The organism is Bradyrhizobium sp. F1.4.3 (assembly GCF_040548375.1).
Lineage (GTDB): Bacteria > Pseudomonadota > Alphaproteobacteria > Rhizobiales > Xanthobacteraceae > Bradyrhizobium.
This window is the reverse complement of sequence record NZ_JBEPRN010000001.1, coordinates 264,414-282,973: the sequence shown is the minus strand read 5'-3', so window position 1 is coordinate 282,973 and position 18,560 is coordinate 264,414. Positions and strand designations below refer to the sequence as shown.

Genomic DNA, 18,560 nt, shown 5'->3' with positions numbered 1-18,560 from the left:
GAGCTGTCAAAATCGGGCTTCTGGAGAAACGCGGGCTCATCCTTGAGTTCCGCGTCGCCCTGCTTCGCGTAAATGCGCTCGCAAGTCCAATAAATTAATGCAGGGGTCCGCGATAAAGCCTTGTTATCGCGTCGCATAACAGCCCTGCGCTCCTGCGTTGTTGTCACCGTCTTGGCCCTTGACGCAAGGCCTGCGGCTCGCAAGATGCGCGCATTCTTTCCCGCCCATCCGGAGCTCGTCTGTTTCCATGTCGCTGTCCCCCGAAGCCCGCAAGACCCTCGCCGGCATCACCACTGCCACCATCACCACGGTCCTGCTGAAGAAGGGCCTGCGCAACGTCTGGATGCGCGGCGCGCGTCCGCTGCGCCCCGGCCTGCCGCGCCTGGTGGGACCGGCCTTCACCTTGCGCTTTGTGCCGGCGCGCGAGGATCTGGCGACGCCGGAATCCTGGTCGTCGCCGATCTCGACCCGCACCGCGATCGAGGCAATGCCGGAGGGCTGCATCGCCGTGGTCGACGCCATGGGCATCACCGATGCCGGCATCTTCGGCGACATCCTCTGCGCGCGCATGATGAAGCGCGGCGTCACCGCGCTCGTCACCGACGGCGTCGTGCGTGACGTCGAGGGCGTGCTCGGCACCAATCTTCCGGTGTGGTGCGATGGCTATTCCGCGCCGCCTTCCGTGGCGGGCCTGACCTTTGTCGGCTGGGGCGAGCCGATCGGCTGCGGCGGCGTCGCGGTGTTCCCGAACGACATCGTGGTCGCCGACCAGGACGGCTGCGTGCTGATCCCGCAGGCGATGCTCGACCACGTGCTCGCTGAGGGCGTCGAGCAGGAACGGATGGAAGCCTGGATCGTCAACGAGGTGAACAATGGCGCGGCGCTGCCGGGCCTCTATCCCATGAACGCCGAGACCAAGGCACGCTACGCCGCAAGCAAGAAGTAACGAGACAACAAGCGAGGTTACCCCATGGAGATCACTGTCGCAGGCACGCGGCCGACCCGCCGCGCGCCCAAGGAAAACTTCACCGGCACCGTGTTGCAGGACCCCGTGATCATGGCGCCCGCGCCGGCACGGCTGAACTGCTCGCGTGTGTCGTTCGAGCCGGGCGCGCGCACCAACTGGCATCATCATCCGCTCGGGCAGACGCTGTACGTGATTTCGGGTGTCGGCCGGGTCCAGGCCAAAGGCGGTGCGATCCGTGAGATCCGTCCCGGCGACACCGTCTGGATTCCGCCGGGCGAGTTGCACTGGCATGGAGCAACGCCGACCAACGGCATGACCCACATCGCCATGCAGGAAGCGCTCGACGGAGTGTTCTCGACCTGGCTCGAGCCGGTGACCGACGCGGAGTACGGCGCGGCGGTCGGCTAACGCGCGCGGCCCGGACTTTCTGACAGCATCAAGACTCCTGGGTCCCGGCTCAGCGTCGCGTCATTTCATACCGCGCCGCGTCCGGGACACGCGACCTCACATCCGCTCGGCGGTCCACGTGCCCGTGCACATGGCCCCACGCCATGTTCCGGAACCTGAGGTGCCGCTGAGCCGGCCAAAGCCGACGGCACGCTTGATGCCGGTGCTCAAGGTGACGTTGATGCTGCCGGCGTCGGCCACGCGGCCGGACGCCGTCACCGCTGCACTGCTCGAGGCGATCTGACCATTATTGATGCCGATCGCGACGGTGGCGCCGTTGCCGCAGGTCTCGCTCGAGGATGAAATGCGGACATTCCATGCGCCGTCGAAGGTGCTGGCGCTCGCTTGCGCGACCGGCAGAGCCAAGGCGAACGCCGTAACGAACAGCCCTTTGCGAAAACACGTCATGACACGCCCCTGTGGTTGAACCTGCGGGGATCGTGGCATGGGCGTGGGCCGAGCGATGTGAGGGCGGTCACGCCCCGAGACGGCTCTGTGAGGTGGCGCACTTCGCGACGATGGAGCTTGCGCAGCAAAAACAAAGGGGCCCGGATCGCGGGCCCCTTTGTCTCTCGGAATGTCGAACTCGGTCCTAGTTCACGCGCGTCCAGGTCTGGCCGCCGCAGAACATGCCGCCGAAGGCGCAGCCTTGCACGCGCAGGCGGTCCGTGCCCTTCAGCGCGATCGTGGAGTCGTAGGTCGAACCGGTGTTAGGATCGAGAATGCGGCCGGACCATTTCTGCTCCTTGCCGGGCTTCATGTTGATCAAAACCTGTTCGCCGTTCTGGTTCGATTTGGTGTCGACCGAATAGCCGCAGAGATTGTTTCCGCACTGCTCGATGCGCACCTTGCCTTCCTTCTCCTCGGTGAGCCAGACGCCGAGCGGTGAATTGAGGTCGCGCGCGGGCGTGGCTGCGGGAGCCGGATTGATGGCTGCCGACTGAACGGGGGCAGGCGCGGGTGGCGGAGGCGGCGCCGGGGGCGCAGCAGCCACGGTCGGGGCCGGCGGCGGCACGACGGGAGCCGCCTGCTGCTCGACGGGGGCAAGGGCCGGAGGCGGTGCGGGCAGCGGCAGCACGGCCGTGTCGGCCGGCGCATTGTTGGCGGTGGTCGTCGGAGGCGGGGACGGTGGAGCCGGAGATGGTGCCGCGGCTGCAGGAGCCGGCGCGGGAGCGGGGGCTGGCGCGGCTGCGGCCGGCGTTTGCGGATCGACCTTGGCCTGTTGCGGTGCCTGCTGGTCCTGCTTGGTCTCGTTCTTCCTGGCCTTCTTGGCCTTACCCTGGCCGGTGTTGTCGTAGACACCGGGGATCGACACCGTGCCGCGATCGGGATCGATGCGGATGGTGCGCCCGCCATAATCGAAGGTGTACTGCGCCTGGGCAGTGGTGCTCGCCAATAGGAATGCGGCCGTGGCCAACAGCTTCCTCATTTCCGTCTCCTGAGCGGGTGATCCCAGCACCGACGCTTACGCCCCGGCTCGATCGCAAAAAGTGATCTAGATCACTGTTCTCGGTATGAGTCGTCCTCCCGCCGGTTCGGGTTCAATACACACGGAGCCAGTCCAAAATTTGGCCGGGTGCCGGGCAGGCTGGATGACTCAGTCGAACCAGGCGGCGTAGATCTTGCTGTAGCTGCCGTCCTCCATAGAGATGTGCAGCCACTGGTCGACGAAGGCCTTCAGCGCCATGTCGCGCTGGAGCCAGTAGGCCTTTTCCGAGAAGTCGAACGGCTTGTCCGGATGCACCGCGCAGAGCACGCCGGCATGCTGCTTCTGCTGGTAGCGGGTTTCGGACGCATCCGTCATCATCAGGTCGGCATTGCCCTTGGCGATCTCGTCGAAGATCACGGTGTTGTCGGGGAAGACGTTGATCTCCGCATCCTTGACGTTGGCGCGCGCAAAACGCTCATTGGTGCCGCCGGGATTGACGATGACGCGGGTGCCCTTCTTGTCGATGTCGGGAAGCGTCTGGTACTTGCCGACGTCGGCGCAGCGCGCGATCGGCGTCTTGCCCTCGCGCATGATCGGCATCGAGAAGAAGCCTCTCTTCTGCCGGTCGAGCGTGACCGAGATGCCGCCCATAGCAATGTCGAACTGGTCAGCCTCAAAGTCCTTCATCAGCTTCGGCCAGGCCGTCGGCACATATTCGACCTTGACGCCGAGCGCCTTGCCCAGCGCCTCCGCCATGTCGACATCGAAGCCGCTGAATTGCTGCGTGGCCTTGTCGAGATAAGTGAAGGGCTTGTAGTCGCCGGTCATGCCGACGCGCAATGTGCCGCGCTTGATGATCTCGTCGAGGCGCGAAGGCGCCGCCTGCTGTGCGTGGGCCGAAAGGTTTGCCAGCAACATCACGGCCAACGCCGCCACGATTCGAACGATCATCTCTTCTCCACCCCCGCGTAAGCTGTCATTGTGCAGCCGTTGAGCTGTGGATTTAGACCAGATGCCAGTCGCTGGCGAGGCGGAATTGAAAGGAATTTTGGGGTGACGATCTCGATGTACGAGGCCTCGGTCGGCCTCTTCGTGCCGTATTTGCGCAACCTGTCCGGACTGCTCGACAAGGGCGTCGCTTATGCCGAGGTTCGCAAGTTCAATCCCGCCGTCCTGCTCGAGATGCGGCTATCGCCGAACATGTATGATCTGGCGCAGCAGGTCGGCGAGGCCTGCCGCCACGCCACGGTCGCCCCGGCCTTGCTGGCGCAGCGCGAGCCGGCGGTGCTGCCGGTGCTGGAGCACGACATGGCCGGGCTTCAGGCACGCATCGCCACCTCGATCGAATTCATCGAAAGCCTGCCGCGCGCCGCGATCGATGCTGCGGCGGAGCAGAATGTCTTCTTCAAGCTGAAGAACGGGACCGAGCTGCCGTTTACCGGGCGGACGCTGCTGCTGACGTTCAGCGTTCCGCAATTCTTCTTTCACGTTACGACGGCCTACGACCTCTTGCGGCATGCAGGAGTCGAGCTCGTGAAGAAGGATTATCTCGGGCGGAAGTAATCTTAGGCTTCGCCCTTGCGCTCGTAATCGGCGAGCGAGCTGCGGCCGGCGATCTCGCTGCGCAGCAGCTCGAAGCGTCGATGCGCTTCGTCCTGGTGCTCGTCGACGAAATGCACCGCGGCTTCGCTCGTCATCGGGCCGCTGATCACGGGCGCGGATTGTTCGCCGATGGTCTCGTGCACGTAGTGCTGACCGTCGTCGCCGCGATGGACCGTCCATTTGAGGCGGATCGCGACCATCGGCCCGGGGCCGACCTTGCTGTAGCCGTCGGCATCGGCCGGCTCCGGCACCAGCGGCTGTTCCTCGACCACGGGTTGCTCGTGCTCGTCGACGACCGGATACTCATCGGCAACGGCCACCTCGGTCTCGGTGGTCTCGGTGTCCCGGATAACAAAGCTGGGCTCGGGATTCTCGAAAATGCTGGCGATGGTCGCCAGCGCTTGGTCGGTCGGATCGATTTCTGACAAGGGTCCATCCTCCAGCTCGACGCGGCCAGCAAGTTTGTCCCACTGCCGGGCGCGGCCGTGCTTATTACGCGGGTTTGATTAAGGCTGAGTTTGGGCTCGATCTGCACCAAAATGGGACGCATTCTGGCGTTCCGAAGGCGGGCGGATAGCCACCCGCCTCGGATCTCAGCTCAAGACGTCCTGATTGATGATGTTCTGCCGGATCGGGTCGCCGTCCAGCACACTCAGGATGTTGCGGGCGGTCTGCTCGCTCATGCGGCTCACCGCCTCGACAGTCACGCCGGCGACATGCGGAGCCATGATGACGTTGGGCAGTGCGAACAGCGCGTTGCTGACCGGCGGTGGCTCCTGCTCGAACACGTCGATGCCGGCGCCAGCGAGCTTGCCCGAGACCAGCGCCTCATACAGCGCCTTCTCGTTGACGATGCCGCCGCGCGCGGTGTTGATGAGATACGACTTCGGTTTCATCAGGCCGATCCGTGCCGCATTGAACAGGCCGACGGTTTCGGGCGTCTTCGGGCAATGGATGGTGACGAAGTCGGCATAGGGCAGCGCCGCGTCGAGATCGGCGACGGGCTCACAGCCGGCAGCCTTGATATCTGCGGCGGGCTTGTAGGGATCGTAGACCTGGACCTTCATTTCCATCGCCAGGCAGCGCTTGGCGGTGCGGCTGCCGATGCGGCCGAAGCCGATGATCAGCACGGTCTTGCCGTAGAGATCGAACGGCAGCATACCGAGCCGGTCGGCCCATTTGCTGTCCTTGACTAAGGCGTGCATCTCCTGCGCGCGCTTGGCCAGCGTCAGCATCATGAACAGCGCCTGCTCCGCGACCGAGGGCGAATTCGCGCTGCCCGCGACCATCAGCGGCACCTTGCGGCGGGACAGGGCGGGCACGTCGACGGCGTCGTAGCCGACCCCGATCCGCGTCACCACCTTCATGTCCCTCGAGGCCTCGAGTTCGGCCTCGCCGAAGGCGGTCGCACCCAGCGCCACGCCATGGACCGGCGCATGGCTCGTCAGCAGCGCCTCGAAGTCCTTGGCGGAGATCAGGTTCGGAAACTCGACGAGCTCGATATCGTCCCGCTGGGTGAGGAGGGCGCGGGCCCCTTGCGATAAAGTTTGTGTAATGAAAATCTTCTTCTTGTTGGTCGCCATTGCTCCCCGCCTGCTCGCGTTTCTTGTCGGGCCGTCACAACACGGCGCCGCTCGCCTCGTTTAGCAGGTGCATATTGTTGAGGTCCATCGCCAAACGCATGGGTGCTCCGTCCTTGGCGCCGGCATTGGGATTGACACGGCCGCAGACCGGCGTGCCGTCGAGCCCGAAATAGACGAGCGTCTCCATCCCCATCGGCTCGGTGACGTCGAGCACGGTGTCGAAGCTCTCGACGCCGGGCTCGAGGTGCGCACTCGATTCCGTGAGATGTTCGGGACGGAGGCCGAGCAGCAGGTTTTCAGTTCGGGGCAGCGCATTGTAACGGGCGGCGCGGGTGGGGGGCAGTGGGAACGAGATCCGGTCGGTCAGGCGGATGTTGAGTTTGCCGCCGGAGTCTTCCAGCCGGCACGGGATGAAATTCATGGCGGGTGAGCCGATGAAGCCCGCGACGAAGCGCGTCGCCGGCTTGTGGTAGAGTTCGTTCGGCGTGCCTATCTGCTCGATGCGGCCCTTGTTCATCACAACCACACGGTCGGCGAGCGTCATCGCCTCGACCTGGTCGTGGGTGACGTAGACGGTGGTGGTGCGCACCTTCTGGTGCACCTTCTTGATCTCGATGCGCATCTGCACCCGCAGTTTTGCATCGAGATTGGACAGCGGTTCGTCGAACAGGAAGACCTTTGGATTGCGCACGATGGCGCGGCCCATTGCGACGCGCTGGCGCTGGCCGCCGGAAAGCTGTTTCGGCTTGCGGTCGATCAGGTCGGTGATGTCCAGAAGGCGGGCAGCCTCCGTCACCCGCGCCTTGATCTCGGCCTTGGGGTAATGCTTCAGCCGCAGTCCGAACGACATGTTCTCCGCGACCGTCATGTGCGGATAGAGCGCGTAGTTCTGGAACACCATCGCGATGTCGCGGTCCTTCGGCGGCACGTCGTTGACGACGTCGCCGCCGATCATGATGTCGCCATCGCTGATGTCCTCGAGGCCTGCGATCATGCGCAGCGTCGTCGACTTGCCACAGCCCGAGGGGCCGACCAGCACGATGAACTCATGGTCTGCGATGTCGAGATCGATGCCGCGCACGGCTTCGACATCGTCATAACGCTTGACTACCTTCCGCAATGCAACGTCAGCCATGAGTTCTCAACCCTTTGTCGCGCCAGCGGTCAGGCCGGCAATGTAGTAGTCCATCAGGAAGGCGTAGATGACCAGCGGCGGGGCAGCGCCGAGCAGGGCACCGGTCATGATCTGCCCCCAGTTGAAGACGTCACCCTTGATCAGTGTGGTGGTGATGCCGACCGGGAGCACGAGCTGGTCGATCGACGTCGTGAACACCAGGGGATAGAGGAACTGCGCCCACGACACCGTGAAGGCGAAGATGGTCGCGGCGATCAGCCCGGGCAGCGCCACCGGGATGAAGATCCGCAGCAGGGTCTGGAGCCATGAGGCGCCATCGATGATCGCGGCCTCATCGAGCTCTTTCGGAATCGAAGCGAAATAGCCGATCATGATCCAGGTGCAGAACGGCACGGTCAGCGTCGGATAGATGAAGACCAGGACGTACCATCGGTTCAGCAGGGTGATGCCGGTGAAGTCCTGGATCACCGCAAGCATCTTGAACAGCGGAATGAACAGCAGGCTGTCCGGGATCAGGTAAGTGAGAAAGACGCCGGTCGCGAGCATCGTCGAGCCCCAGAACTTCATCCGTGCCAAGGCAAATGCCGCAGGGATGCTGATCAGCATGGTCACGATCACGACCACGATCGAGATGATCGACGAATTCCAGAAAAATCGCAGGAACTGGTTCGAGGTCAGCAACTCGACATAGTTCGATAGCGTCGGGTGAAACACCCACCACGGATTGGTCGCCGCCGAGATCTCCGCGCTGCTCTTGAGCGAGGTGATCAGCATGTAGACCGGCGGCGTGAGGAAGAAGATCGCAAACAGCACCAGGAAGAAGTAGGACCAGCGCAGCGCCCAGGTGCGGTCCCGGCTCATGCTGCCGAGTTTGACCTTGCGGCTCGGTCCGGCCTTGTCGATCGCGAGCGTGCTCATCAGGCTTCGTTCCCACGTTTGTTGACATCGCGCAGGATGAAGATCGCCGCGACAGCGAGGATCGGCACCATGAACAGCGAGACGCAGGCGCCGAGCGGAATGTCGCTGCTCTGGATGCCGACCTGGAACGCCCAAGTGGCGAACAGATGCGTCCGGTCCAGCGGTCCGCCGGAGGTGAGGATGCGCACGATGTCGAAATTGGCGAAGGTGACGATCAGCGAGAACAGCGTGGTGATGGCGATGATGTTGCGCATCATCGGCAGCGTGATGAACCAGATGCGCTGCCACCAATTGGCGCCGTCGATCGCGGCGGCCTCGTAAAGCTGGTCGGGGACCGACTTCAGCGCGGCGAGATACATGATCAGGAAGAACGGCGCGCCGTACCAGACGTTGACGAGGATGACGGAGAAGCGCGCCCAGAAGGTGTCACCGAGCCAGGGGATCGGACCGACGCCGAAGAAGGAGAGCGTGTAGTTGAAGGCGCTGTAGGACGGATCGAACAGCCACAGCCAGGCCAGGGTGCTCATCGCCGGCGGGATCACCCAGGGCACCAGCAGCATGCCACGCCATTTGCGTTGCTTCTTGCCCGGAATGTTGTGGACGAAATGCGCGACGATGAATCCGATCAGCGCCTTGAAGATCACGGCGGTAATCGCAAAGATGCAAGACTGCTTCACCACCATCCAGAACGTCTCGCGCTTGAACAGGAAGGTGAAATTGCCGAGGCCGACGAATTTCGTCATCGCCTTGTTCAGCGTCGCCAGGTAGACCGAATAGAAGGCGGGATAGAGCACGAGCAGCGCGATCAGGAGGATCAGCGGCAGCGTCAGGAAGAACGCCACGGTCGATTTGCGCCCGAGCACATTCTGGAGACTGGCCCGCTTGCGTGGCCTCGCAGCACGGGCGAGACGACCTTGCTCAACGACGACATCGGCCATGATGCTAGCCTTTTCGGAGATGTAGAACGGCGAAGCTGGCGCAGAGGTCAGCTTCATTCGGCACGCGGATTGATCGAGAGGTGCCTTGGCGGCTCACGCCCGAAAGCATGAACCGCCATGGCACACACCCGGCTCAGGTCCGCATGAAGCCCTCGCACTCGCCCTCGGCCCAGGCGAGCGCCGTGTCCAGCTTCTCGCCCTGCGCAAAGCGCAGCGCCATCTTGGTCAGCGTCGCCTGGAAGTAGATCTGCTGGGCGATCTTCGGCGGCGCCGGCGATGCGGCGATCGACAGCGTCTGATGGTTGTACGGGTTCGGATAGTGATAGAGCGTGCCCTTCGGCGGCCCCACCTCGGCCCAGGTCTTCAGTGTCGTCATATTGGCATAAGCCGGCAGGTCATAGCCGCCGCTCGCCGCAACGAACTTTTCGATCGCCGATGGCGTGGACAGGTGAATGAGCAGGCTCTTGGCCGCTTCCTTGTTCTTGCCGAAACTCCAGACCCCCCAGAAGTAGGGCAAGAAAGGCGCGAAACGCCCTTTCGGGCCCGCCGGGAAGCCATGCGTCCAGCACTGTTCGGCGACTTGCGGTGCGTCGCGCTTGGCGACCGCCCAGGCGCTTGGCGGGTTCAGGATCATCGCGCCGCGGCCCGAGATCAGCCATTTGTTGTTGGAGGCATCGTCCCACGAGGGTGCGTCCGTGGGCAGCACCGCGATCAGCCTCTTGTAGAATTCGAGCGCCTGCCGCACTTCGTCGGTCTTCACCGTGACATCGCCCTTGGCATTGACGAGCTCGGCGCCGAACGACTGAAAGATCGCGCCGGCGGTGTCGACACTGTCGGTGGTCTCGCCGAGGCCGATGCCGAAGGGGAAGCCACCCTTATGACAGGCCTCCGCGGCTTTCAGAAATGTCTCCATCGTCCAGTTGTCGGCCTTCGGCGGGCTGCCGGCCGGATACATCTCCTGGACGTCGATGCCTGCGTATTTCTTCATGAGATCGATGCGGGAGCAGGGACCCTTGATCTGGCTTCCCGGCGTTGCCGGCACTGCGAGCCATTTGCCGCCGGACTGTCCCAGATATTTGACGGTGCCGTTCACCTCGCCATTCTGCTTGATGAGCGGCTCCATGACGTCGTTGAGCGGCTCGAGATTTTCTGAATAGGCGTGCGGCCACCAACTCGGCATCTGAAGAATGTCGTGACCGGACTTGGCCTGCGCTTCGGCCGCCGCGGTCAACTCGATCTTCTTGTTGTTGCTGGTGATGTAGTCGATCGAGACTTCGACCTTCTCCTTTTCGGCCCATTCCTTGACGAGGGCAGTGGAGGCGTCGTTGGCGCCGGGCACCCAGTGGTCCCAGAAACCGATCGAGAGTGTGCCGGCGGCGTAAGCGCCGCGGACATAGGGCGCCGTGATCAGCGCCGCGGAGGACATTGCAGTGGCAGCCACAAATTGACGTCGCGTCAGTTTCTTGCGTGACATCTCGTTTCCTCACTTGGGTGTTTGTTGTTGGAGTTTCCTCTTTCAGATTCCTTGAGTTTTTGTTTTGGGAGTTTCTTGTTGGAGCCGTCGTCCCAGCCAGGCAAATCACGCGAAGGCGCGGCAAATTGGTAGCGCGATCAGATCATGATTGATTGCGTCTGTCGAGAAAGCCGAATGGGTCGTTCTCTAGAACTAACGTTGCGCATGGATCGACGGCAGCGCGCGCCCGCTGTGAACCACACCTGCTCTTTTTGCGACGCACACTTCGGGGCAAGCCGGCTCAGGGCGATCCGTGCGCAATTACGCCGCAGTTCGGAATGAGCCTGCATAACCGCTTCCTGCGAAACACCTTTCGGATGGGGACGGGGACTGCGTGCGCCTAGACCTCGGCGCGGCGAAAACGATAGAGTTGCAACCGGCAGGAGGCCTGCCGTTCTGAGAGGGTAAGCAGATCGACATGGAGACCAGAATGATCACCCCGGCGCCGCCTAAGCGGCTTCACCTGCGACAATGGTTCGCGCTCGGGTCCGTGCTCACGTTGCTGCTCGGCGCAGCCGCGGTTGCGAATGCACAAGGTTTGGTCAAGGGCGTTCAGGACGGGGCCGCGGCCGGCAACAAGGCGGCGGGTCCCGTCGGCGGCGTCCTGGGCGGCGCCATCGGCGGCGTGGTCGGAGTCTTCACGGGCGTGCTCGGCGTCGGGAACAACAACAATGGTCAGGCGCCGGCTGCCAAGGATGCAAGCAAGGACGCGAAGCAGCAGCAGGACACGAAGCAGCAGGCCGGCGCCAAGGACAAGGATGCCAAGAGCGCCAGGGAGACCGCTAAGGCCGGCAAAGGCGCCAAGGCGAGCAAGGAAGCCAAGAACGCGCCCGAGGACAACAAGGATGTCACGGTCCTGACCCAGAACGGAGCGCCGCAACTGACCGCCGACCAGATCGTCGCCAACAGTGATTCCTATATCGAGCGGATCAAGACCGAGCTCAACCTCACGCCCGATCAGGAGAAGCACTGGTTCGGCTTCTCCAGCTCCATGCACTACCTGGGGCATAACGGCGCGGAGCGCCTCAACCTGCGGATTGAACGTGCCAAGCGGGATCCGCCCGATGATATCATCGAGCAGATGCGCAACGAGGCGCAGTTCCTGATCGACCGCGCCGCCGATCAGCGCAACGTCGCCGACGCGGCCGAGCCGCTCTATTCGAGCCTCGACGACAAGCAGAAGCAAGTCTTCATCCAGGAAATGGTGCACCTGAGCCACGAGCGCGGACTGGATTGATCCAACTTGAATTGGATTGCGCGCGTTCGACGAACTTTATTCGCCACGAATTCGTGAATCCTCCCGCAGCTTCGTGTATGATTAGCTCCGTACGATGGCTGCGGGGTTGATATGGCGGACGGACTCTCCGTTTTCCTGGTCGAAGACGAGGCGTTGATCCGGATGATGATGGCTGACATGGTGGCAGAGCTTGGCCACCACGTCGTCGCGGAAGCCGATAACGTGCGGGACGCCAGCGCCTTTGCGATGACCGCGCACTACGATTTCGCGATCCTCGACATCAATCTGATGGGCGTCTACGTCGATCCCGTCGCCGACCTGATCGAACGCCGGGGAAAGCCGTTTCTGTTCGCCACGGGCTACGGGCCGGAATTGCTGCCGTCCTTGCTCCGGCGCAGGCCGATCCTGCGCAAGCCGATCGCCATAACCGACCTCAAGGCGATGATCGACTCGCTGTTTCCGGAGGCAACTGCCAAGGTTCCGCTTTGATCGCGCGATCAAGAAAGTCGTTAGGTCAAGAATTCTGTCATAGCGCAACGAAAAACGGCGGCCAAATGGGCGGCCGTTGCATTCCAACGTCCGGGTCGGCTTACATCAGGCCGGCGCTGAGGTCGACGCCGTGCGCCATCAGACTGAACGAGGCCAAAAGCCCCAGGCAGCAGAACACGATGACGGCCTTGAAAGAATAGTCGCTTGAATGCGTCTCGACAGCGGCCGGCATCGCGGCGAGCGAAATCATGCTCATGTTCATTCCCCCCTTGTTGATCCTGAATTGCATCAGGTGAAGGGAACTCTTAGAGCAAAAAGTTTGATACAGGGTTGCGAGAGATCCTTAACGGAATCGCAATCGCTTGCGCGTCGACGCGAGCAGCAGCAGGTATGGCAAGCCTTAGTTGCTTCAAGCCTTAGTTGCGGCCGGTCTTCATCAGCACCTTGGCGATGGTATGGGCCGTCATAGCGGCACGGTCCGAGGCGCGCTGCGCAGCCAGCCGGTCCCTGGCTTTTTCCTCGATCAAGAGCTCGATCAGCGCCTGCCGCTTGTTTTCATCGTCCGCCTCGGTCAGCAGGCGGTGATAGCGATGATAGTCGAAGCCCAAATCCTGCTTACGCATGTCACGCCCCCGCAACTACGCCACATACGTTCGAATTGTTTCCCATCGCAAACAAGGGAGCAAGCACGATCCTGCGCGGAACCGCGCGCTCGATGCAATCAGCTGTGAATTACTGGCCCGGAAAGGCGCGAGGGCGGATGCGGACCTCAATCCGGATTGTGGTCGGCGAACATCTTCAGGCCGACGAAGCTCGCATCGGGCTTGATGACGAGGTTCGTCGGGATGTTGCGGAGGTAGTCCTGGAAGCGGCCCTTGGCTTCGAAGCGGGCCCGGAACGGGGAGGCTGCGACGAACTCCGGAAAGCGTGGAACGATCCCGCCGGCGATGTAGACGCCGCCACGCGCACCGAAGGTCACGGCCAGATTGCCGGCGACGGAGCCGAGGATGGCGCAAAACATCTCCAGTGTCGCGCGGCTGGGCTCACAACTGCCATCAAGCGCCGCCTTGGTGACGCCGGCGGCATCGCGCTGCGGCGCCTGCACGCCGTCGACCTCGGCCAGCGCCTCGTAGAGACATTGCAGGCCGGATCCGGACAGCGCGCCGCGTTCGATCGAGACGTGTCCGAAGCGGCGGCGCAGGCACGCGATCACACGTTCCTCTCGCTCGTTCTCCGCCGGCAGGGTCGCGTGACCGGCCTCGGTGACGACGGCCAGCCGGGCGCCATGGCGCTCGACAAGGCAGGAGACCCCAAAGCCCGTTCCGGGCCCGATCACCAGCAACGGCTCCCCGGACATGCCGTCCTGTCCGCCAAGCGGGATCAGATCAGTCGGCTGCAAGGCGGGCAGGGACCAGGCCACCACTTCGAAATCATTGAGCACATGGACGCTGTCGAAGCCGAGCGCCGGCTGGAGCTCGTTGCCGTCGATGACCCACGGGCTGTTGGTCATGACGCAGCGGTTGTTGGTGACGGGACCCGCGACGGCCAGGACGGCTCTCACAGGCTTCTCGCCGCCGGCCCGCCGGAGTACGTCGGTGATGGCTTCCCGGACTGTCGGGTGGTCGGCGACCTTCACATAGTCGATTGGTCCGATCTGGTCGCTCTCGCTCAGCGCGAAGCGCGCATTGGTGCCGCCGATATCGGCGAGAAGAATCGTTCCTGTCTTGCCGATACTCATGATCATTTGGCTGCCGCGGCCTTGCCGGCTGCGGGAACCCTTTTCCTCCACTCCTTCGACCCGATCCGCATGTTGCGGACATCCGAGAATCCGCCCTTGGGTGCAGCTAGTCAACACGGACGAAGCCAAAGCGTTGCATGCTGTGGACGACTGACGGGACATTGGCGCGACATCGTCGCACGATGTCGGTGGTTGCGAAGCAGCGCGGGAAGATCGACATTGGTGGGAGCGTTCGGTGCCTGTCGCGCCGGGCGGATGGAATGGGACCCGCGATGAAGATCTCCGACCGCGACGTGCTGCTGGTGATCGACGTGCAGAACGATTTCTGCACCGGCGGGGCGCTTGCCGTTCCCGGCGGCGAGAAAGTCGTGCCCGCCATCAACCGCGTCGCCCAAAAATTCGCCAATGTGGTGCTGACCCAGGACTGGCATCCGGACGATCACGTCTCCTTCGCTTCGAACCATCGGGATAAGCGGCCGTTCCAGACCATCGAGCTCGATTACGGCACCCAGGTGCTCTGGCCTACGCACTGCGTGCAGGGCACGGCCGGCGCCGAATTCCACCGGGATCTCGGGCTCACCCGGGCAGGCCTCGTGGTGCGCAAGGGCTTTCGCCGCGGCATCGATTCCTATTCCGCGCTGTTCGAGAACGACCACAGGACGCCGACCGGCCTGCTTGGATATTTGCGCGAGCGCGAGCTTAAGACCGTCTTCGTCGCCGGCCTTGCGCTCGATTTCTGCGTCCGCTTCTCGGCGGAGGATGCCCGCAAGGCGGGGTTCGAGGTCGCCGTCATCGAGGACGCCTGCCGCGGCATCGACCTCGACGGCTCGGTGGCCGCGACACACCGGAGTTTCAGGGAGCGCGGCATTTCGGTCGTCGGCCTGGAGGCGTTCCTGTGAGGATCGCGAGGTAATTGTGGCGGAGAAGACCGGCAGGCAGCCAGGTGGATCGGGGCATGTCCCGGATGATCCGTTGCTGTGGCCGTTTGCGGCAGCCCGGCTGGCCATGGACGCCTGTTTCTGGTGGCTGGAGCGCGGACAGACAGAGCAGGGTGACAGCAGCCTGCCGTGGACCACGCCTAATACCATTGCGCTCGAGCTTGCCACCATGCGCCTGCGCGATTGCACGCGGACGCGGTCCGGCCAGCCGGCCCTGGTCTGCGCACCCTATGCGCTGCACCGGGCCCTGATCGCCGACTTCGCTCCCGGCCACAGCGTGGTGCAGTCGCTGCAAAATGGCGGCATCGACCGGGTCTATCTCACCGACTGGCGTTCGGCCTCGCCGGACATGCGCTATCTCTCGATCGACGGCTATCTTGGCGATCTCAACGTCGCCATCGACGAGATCGGCGCGCCGGTCGATCTCGTCGGCCTGTGCCAGGGCGGATGGCTGTCGCTGCTCTATGCGGCGCGTTTTCCGGCCAAGGTGCGGCGGCTGGTTCTGGTTGGCGCGCCGGTCGACCTCTCGATCGACTCCGCGCTGTCTCGGCTCGCCCGCAACACGCCCGTAGCTGTCTACGACCAACTCGTCGCACGCGGCGGCGGCAATGTCAGCGGCGAGGAGATGCTGCGGGTCTGGTCGAAAGCGCCAAGCCACGACGACATCGCGGCGGCTTTGCAGAGGGACCTCGCGGATGAGGCGGGCGCGGCCTTGCTCGCGCGCTTCGACCACTGGAACACGGAAACGCTCAATCTGCCCGGCACGTACTATCTTCAGATCGTCAACTGGATTTTTCGGGAGAACCGGATCGCAACCGGCAATTTCACGGCGCTCGGCCGCGCGATCGACCCGAAAGACATTAAGGCCCCGGTCTTCCTGCTGGCCGGGCTTGACGATGACGTTGTGCCGGCTGCGCAGGCGCTCGCCACCGCGGGTCTCCTCGGGACGCCGCCGGCCTTCGTCGCGGCGGCCTCCGAGCCCTGCAACCATCTGGGCCTGTTCATGGGGGCGCGAACCCATGCGCATGCCTGGCCCCGGATCGCCGAGTGGCTGCACGACGACCTCTCCGGCGTGCTGGCGCGCAGCGCCTGACGCCGCCAAGGCGGGAGGGCAGGCGAAGGTGCAAATCCGTTATGCATGACGTCGAATAGCCTGCACCCGATCATGTCGATGGGCTAAATATGGTTTGAGATCGCAGCCGGGCGACGGCGGCCGGTCGCGACGAGATTAAAGGTACTGCGCTCGATGAGTTTTCACTCGATCTACGCCCACGGATTTGCGCGCGTGGCGGCCTGCGTCACCGCCTCGCATGTGGCCGATCCCACGGCCAACGCAAAGTCCGTCCTGGCGGCGGCGAAGGACTGCCACGAGCAATCGGTCGCGGTCGCCGTGTTTCCCGAGCTGTGCCTGTCCGGCTATGCGATCGAAGACCTCGTGAAGCAGGATCCACTGCTCGATGCGGTCGAGCGGGGGCTCGCCGCGATCGTCGAGGCCTCGTCGGGGCTGATGACCGTGCTGATCGTCGGCGCGCCGCTGCGCTTTGGGGCCCGCATCTACAATTGCGCCGTCGTCATTCACCGCGGCAGCGTTCTCGGCGTCGTGCCCAAGACTTACCTGCCGACCTATCGCGAATTCTACGAGGGACGCCATTTCGCCTCGGGCGCCGGCATCGTCGGTGAGACCATTGCGATCGGCAAGCTTCGTGCGCCGTTTGGCGTCGATCTCCTGTTTGCGGCGGAGGACGTCCCCGGCCTCACCATCGGCGTCGAGATCTGCGAGGACATGTGGATCCCGGTGACGCCGGCCTCCGAGCTCGCGCTTGCCGGCGCGAGCGTGCTGATCAACCTCTCGGGCAGTCCGATCACGATCGGCCGGGCGCGCGGGCGGGCACTGCTGTGCCAATCGACGTCGGCGCGCTGCCTTGCGGCCTACGTCTATTCCGCCGCCGGGGCCGGGGAATCGACCACCGATCTGGCCTGGGACGGTCAGACCTCGATCTACGAGAATGGCGTGCTGCTGGCCGAGGGCGAGCGGTTCCGGCAGGATGGCCAGATCACGCTCGCCGACGTCGATCTCGACCTGCTCCGGCAGGAACGCGCGCTGATGGGCACGTTCGACGACAATCGCAGGCAGCGCGAGGCGTTCTTCCGCAAGGTGACGTTCGCGCTGGAGGCGCCAGCCGCCGACATCGGTTTCCTGCGCAGGATCGAGCGCTTTCCGTTCGTGCCGAGCGACGAGAGCCTGCTCGAGCAGGATTGCTACGAAGCCTACAACATCCAGGTCGCGGGCCTCGTGCAGCGCATGCGCGCCACCGGCACCAAGCGTGTCGTCATCGGTGTGTCAGGCGGGCTCGATTCCACCCATGCGCTGATCGTCGCTGCCAAGGCCGTCGACCTCCTCGGCCTGCCGCGTGAAAACATCCTCGCCTACACCATGCCGGGCTTTGCCACCGGCAGCGAGAGCAAGACCAATGCGCTCGCTTTGATGAAGGCGTTGCAGACGAATTGGCAGGAGCTCGATATCCGGACCACCGCGACGCAAATGCTGAAGGACATCGGCCATCCCTTCGGCAAGGGCGAGAAGGTCTACGACATCACCTTCGAGAACGTCCAGGCCGGGCTGCGCACGGATTATCTGTTCCGGCTCGCCAACCATCACGGCGGCATCGTCATTGGCACCGGCGATCTCTCCGAGCTCGCGCTCGGCTGGTGCACCTATGGCGTCGGCGACCAGATGGCGCACTATAATGTCAATGCCGGGGTGCCGAAGACGCTGATCCAGCATCTGATCCGCTGGGTGATCGCGTCAAAACAGTTCAGCGACGACGTCAACAAGACGCTTGCGTCGATCCTGTCGGCTGAAATCTCGCCCGAGTTGGTTCCGGTCAAGCCCGGCGAGAAGCCGCAGAGCACGGAGGCCTCGATCGGGCCGTACGAGCTCCAGGATTTCAACCTGTTCTACACGCTGCGGTTCGGCATGCGGCCATCCAAGATCGCCTTCATGGCGTTGCAGGCGTGGAAGGACGTCGCCGAGGGCGCATGGCCGCCGGCGTTTCCGAACGATCGGCGCAAGGCCTATGATCTTCCCGAGATCCGCCGCTGGTTGGAGGTGTTTCTGCGCCGCTTCTTCGCTTTCAGCCAGTTCAAGCGCTCGGCGATGCCGAACGGGCCGAAGGTGTCGGCCGGCGGCTCATTGTCGCCGCGCGGCGACTGGCGTGCGCCTTCGGATTCGAGCGCGGCGGCCTGGCTTGAGGATCTCGATCGGAACGTGCCGAACTGATCGAAAAGGGTCGGCCCGAACGACTTCGCGCCGCGCGGCCCATATGGCCGGCGGCGCGAAATCACGTTCAATCTTAGAAAGCACGAGGTCCGGAGTGCCTAGGAGTCCGGACCTCGTAACCTTGCCCCAGCCTTTGATCCCCCCGCCCCATGTGGTCCCCCAACCCCATGTAGCGCGATCAGAAGGTGATGCCCTTGGAAGGCCGCCGATCGATGTCCGCGATGTACGCGACATCGGAATAGGATTCCATTCCGGATCACTACGGACTCGAATGCTATCGAGGATAAGGATCCGCGCGACCGCATGCGTATGGCCAAGGCGCAGGAAAGCGCCAGGGTCCGCTTCT

The 18,560-nt window shown here is 63.6% G+C and carries 20 protein-coding genes; 8 read left to right on the top strand and 12 right to left on the bottom strand.

The features are described from left to right. Positions 1-247: 247 nt before the first annotated feature. Positions 248-946, top strand: coding sequence for a ribonuclease activity regulator RraA (locus ABIB73_RS01475; RefSeq protein WP_354220719.1), 699 nt, complete (start codon positions 248-250; stop codon positions 944-946). Between the two features lie 24 nt (positions 947-970). Further along, entirely contained in the window at positions 971-1,375 is a 405-nt protein-coding gene (locus tag ABIB73_RS01470; RefSeq protein ID WP_354220717.1) for a (R)-mandelonitrile lyase, read from the top strand. A gap of 96 nt (positions 1,376-1,471) precedes the next feature. Here the strand turns inward: ABIB73_RS01470 and ABIB73_RS01465 are convergent, their stop codons facing one another. From ABIB73_RS01465 to ABIB73_RS01455, 3 genes are all read right to left on the bottom strand, one after another. After that, positions 1,472-1,780 carry a hypothetical protein gene (locus ABIB73_RS01465; RefSeq protein WP_502918382.1) on the bottom strand — a complete coding sequence of 103 codons (309 nt, stop codon included), beginning with the start codon at positions 1,778-1,780 and terminating at the stop codon, positions 1,472-1,474. Between the two features lie 226 nt (positions 1,781-2,006). Further along, positions 2,007-2,843, bottom strand: a complete 837-nt coding sequence (locus ABIB73_RS01460) for a DUF2147 domain-containing protein (protein ID WP_354220713.1) — start codon at positions 2,841-2,843, stop codon at positions 2,007-2,009. Between the two features lie 168 nt (positions 2,844-3,011). Continuing rightward, on the bottom strand, positions 3,012-3,794 hold the full coding sequence (locus ABIB73_RS01455; RefSeq protein WP_354220711.1) for a transporter substrate-binding domain-containing protein: 783 nt from the start codon (positions 3,792-3,794) through the stop codon (positions 3,012-3,014). 114 nt (positions 3,795-3,908) lie between these two features. On the opposite strand from ABIB73_RS01455, the gene ABIB73_RS01450 reads away from it, so the two are divergent. Further along, a complete protein-coding gene (locus tag ABIB73_RS01450) occupies positions 3,909-4,406 on the top strand; it encodes a DUF1993 domain-containing protein (RefSeq protein WP_354222515.1) in 498 nt (165 codons plus the stop codon). A 2-nt stretch (positions 4,407-4,408) separates the two neighbouring features. Here ABIB73_RS01450 and ABIB73_RS01445 read toward each other — a convergent pair whose 3' ends face one another. The 6 genes from ABIB73_RS01445 to ABIB73_RS01420 form a co-directional block, all read right to left on the bottom strand. Further along, the gene (locus ABIB73_RS01445; protein ID WP_354220709.1) at positions 4,409-4,873 is read right to left on the bottom strand and encodes a hypothetical protein; all 465 of its coding nucleotides are present in this window, start codon (positions 4,871-4,873) and stop codon (positions 4,409-4,411) included. 165 nt (positions 4,874-5,038) lie between these two features. Next, a complete protein-coding gene (locus ABIB73_RS01440) occupies positions 5,039-6,028 on the bottom strand; it encodes a hydroxyacid dehydrogenase (RefSeq protein ID WP_354220707.1) in 990 nt (329 codons plus the stop codon). 34 nt (positions 6,029-6,062) lie between these two features. After that, a complete protein-coding gene (locus ABIB73_RS01435) occupies positions 6,063-7,163 on the bottom strand; it encodes an ABC transporter ATP-binding protein (protein ID WP_354220705.1) in 1,101 nt (366 codons plus the stop codon). Between the two features lie 6 nt (positions 7,164-7,169). Continuing rightward, positions 7,170-8,081: a carbohydrate ABC transporter permease gene (locus ABIB73_RS01430; protein ID WP_354220703.1), complete on the bottom strand. Its 912-nt coding sequence runs from the start codon at positions 8,079-8,081 to the stop codon at positions 7,170-7,172. Further along, positions 8,081-9,019 (bottom strand): carbohydrate ABC transporter permease, encoded by a 939-nt coding sequence (locus ABIB73_RS01425; protein WP_354222513.1) that lies wholly within the window; start codon positions 9,017-9,019, stop codon positions 8,081-8,083. The genes ABIB73_RS01430 and ABIB73_RS01425 overlap by 1 nt, the downstream gene beginning before the upstream one ends. Positions 9,020-9,152: 133 nt before the next feature. Continuing rightward, on the bottom strand, positions 9,153-10,493 hold the full coding sequence (locus tag ABIB73_RS01420) for an ABC transporter substrate-binding protein (protein WP_354220701.1): 1,341 nt from the start codon (positions 10,491-10,493) through the stop codon (positions 9,153-9,155). A 469-nt stretch (positions 10,494-10,962) separates the two neighbouring features. On the opposite strand from ABIB73_RS01420, the gene ABIB73_RS01415 reads away from it, so the two are divergent. Both ABIB73_RS01415 and ABIB73_RS01410 read left to right on the top strand, forming a co-directional pair. Next, positions 10,963-11,769 carry a Spy/CpxP family protein refolding chaperone gene (locus ABIB73_RS01415; RefSeq protein WP_354220699.1) on the top strand — a complete coding sequence of 269 codons (807 nt, stop codon included), beginning with the start codon at positions 10,963-10,965 and terminating at the stop codon, positions 11,767-11,769. Between the two features lie 111 nt (positions 11,770-11,880). Further along, positions 11,881-12,258 (top strand): response regulator, encoded by a 378-nt coding sequence (locus tag ABIB73_RS01410; RefSeq protein ID WP_354220697.1) that lies wholly within the window; start codon positions 11,881-11,883, stop codon positions 12,256-12,258. 100 nt (positions 12,259-12,358) lie between these two features. On the opposite strand, the gene ABIB73_RS01405 is transcribed toward ABIB73_RS01410, so the two are convergent. The 3 genes from ABIB73_RS01405 to glk all read right to left on the bottom strand — a co-directional run bounded on the left by ABIB73_RS01405 (position 12,359) and on the right by glk (position 13,996). Beyond that, complete coding sequence (locus tag ABIB73_RS01405; protein ID WP_354220695.1) at positions 12,359-12,514, bottom strand: hypothetical protein; 156 nt, start codon at positions 12,512-12,514, stop codon at positions 12,359-12,361. 160 nt (positions 12,515-12,674) lie between these two features. Further along, positions 12,675-12,881 (bottom strand): hypothetical protein, encoded by a 207-nt coding sequence (locus ABIB73_RS01400; RefSeq protein ID WP_354220693.1) that lies wholly within the window; start codon positions 12,879-12,881, stop codon positions 12,675-12,677. A 146-nt stretch (positions 12,882-13,027) separates the two neighbouring features. Continuing rightward, the gene (gene glk / locus ABIB73_RS01395; RefSeq protein ID WP_354222511.1) at positions 13,028-13,996 is read right to left on the bottom strand and encodes a glucokinase; all 969 of its coding nucleotides are present in this window, start codon (positions 13,994-13,996) and stop codon (positions 13,028-13,030) included. A gap of 260 nt (positions 13,997-14,256) precedes the next feature. Here glk and pncA point away from each other — a divergent pair, with 260 nt between their 5' ends. The 3 genes from pncA to ABIB73_RS01380 all read left to right on the top strand — a co-directional run bounded on the left by pncA (position 14,257) and on the right by ABIB73_RS01380 (position 18,214). Next, positions 14,257-14,895: a bifunctional nicotinamidase/pyrazinamidase gene (gene pncA / locus ABIB73_RS01390; protein WP_354220691.1), complete on the top strand. Its 639-nt coding sequence runs from the start codon at positions 14,257-14,259 to the stop codon at positions 14,893-14,895. A 16-nt stretch (positions 14,896-14,911) separates the two neighbouring features. Further along, complete coding sequence (locus ABIB73_RS01385) at positions 14,912-16,027, top strand: alpha/beta fold hydrolase (RefSeq protein WP_354220689.1); 1,116 nt, start codon at positions 14,912-14,914, stop codon at positions 16,025-16,027. Positions 16,028-16,180: 153 nt separating this feature from the next. Beyond that, a complete protein-coding gene (locus tag ABIB73_RS01380) occupies positions 16,181-18,214 on the top strand; it encodes an NAD(+) synthase (RefSeq protein ID WP_354220687.1) in 2,034 nt (677 codons plus the stop codon). Positions 18,215-18,560 lie beyond the last annotated feature (346 nt).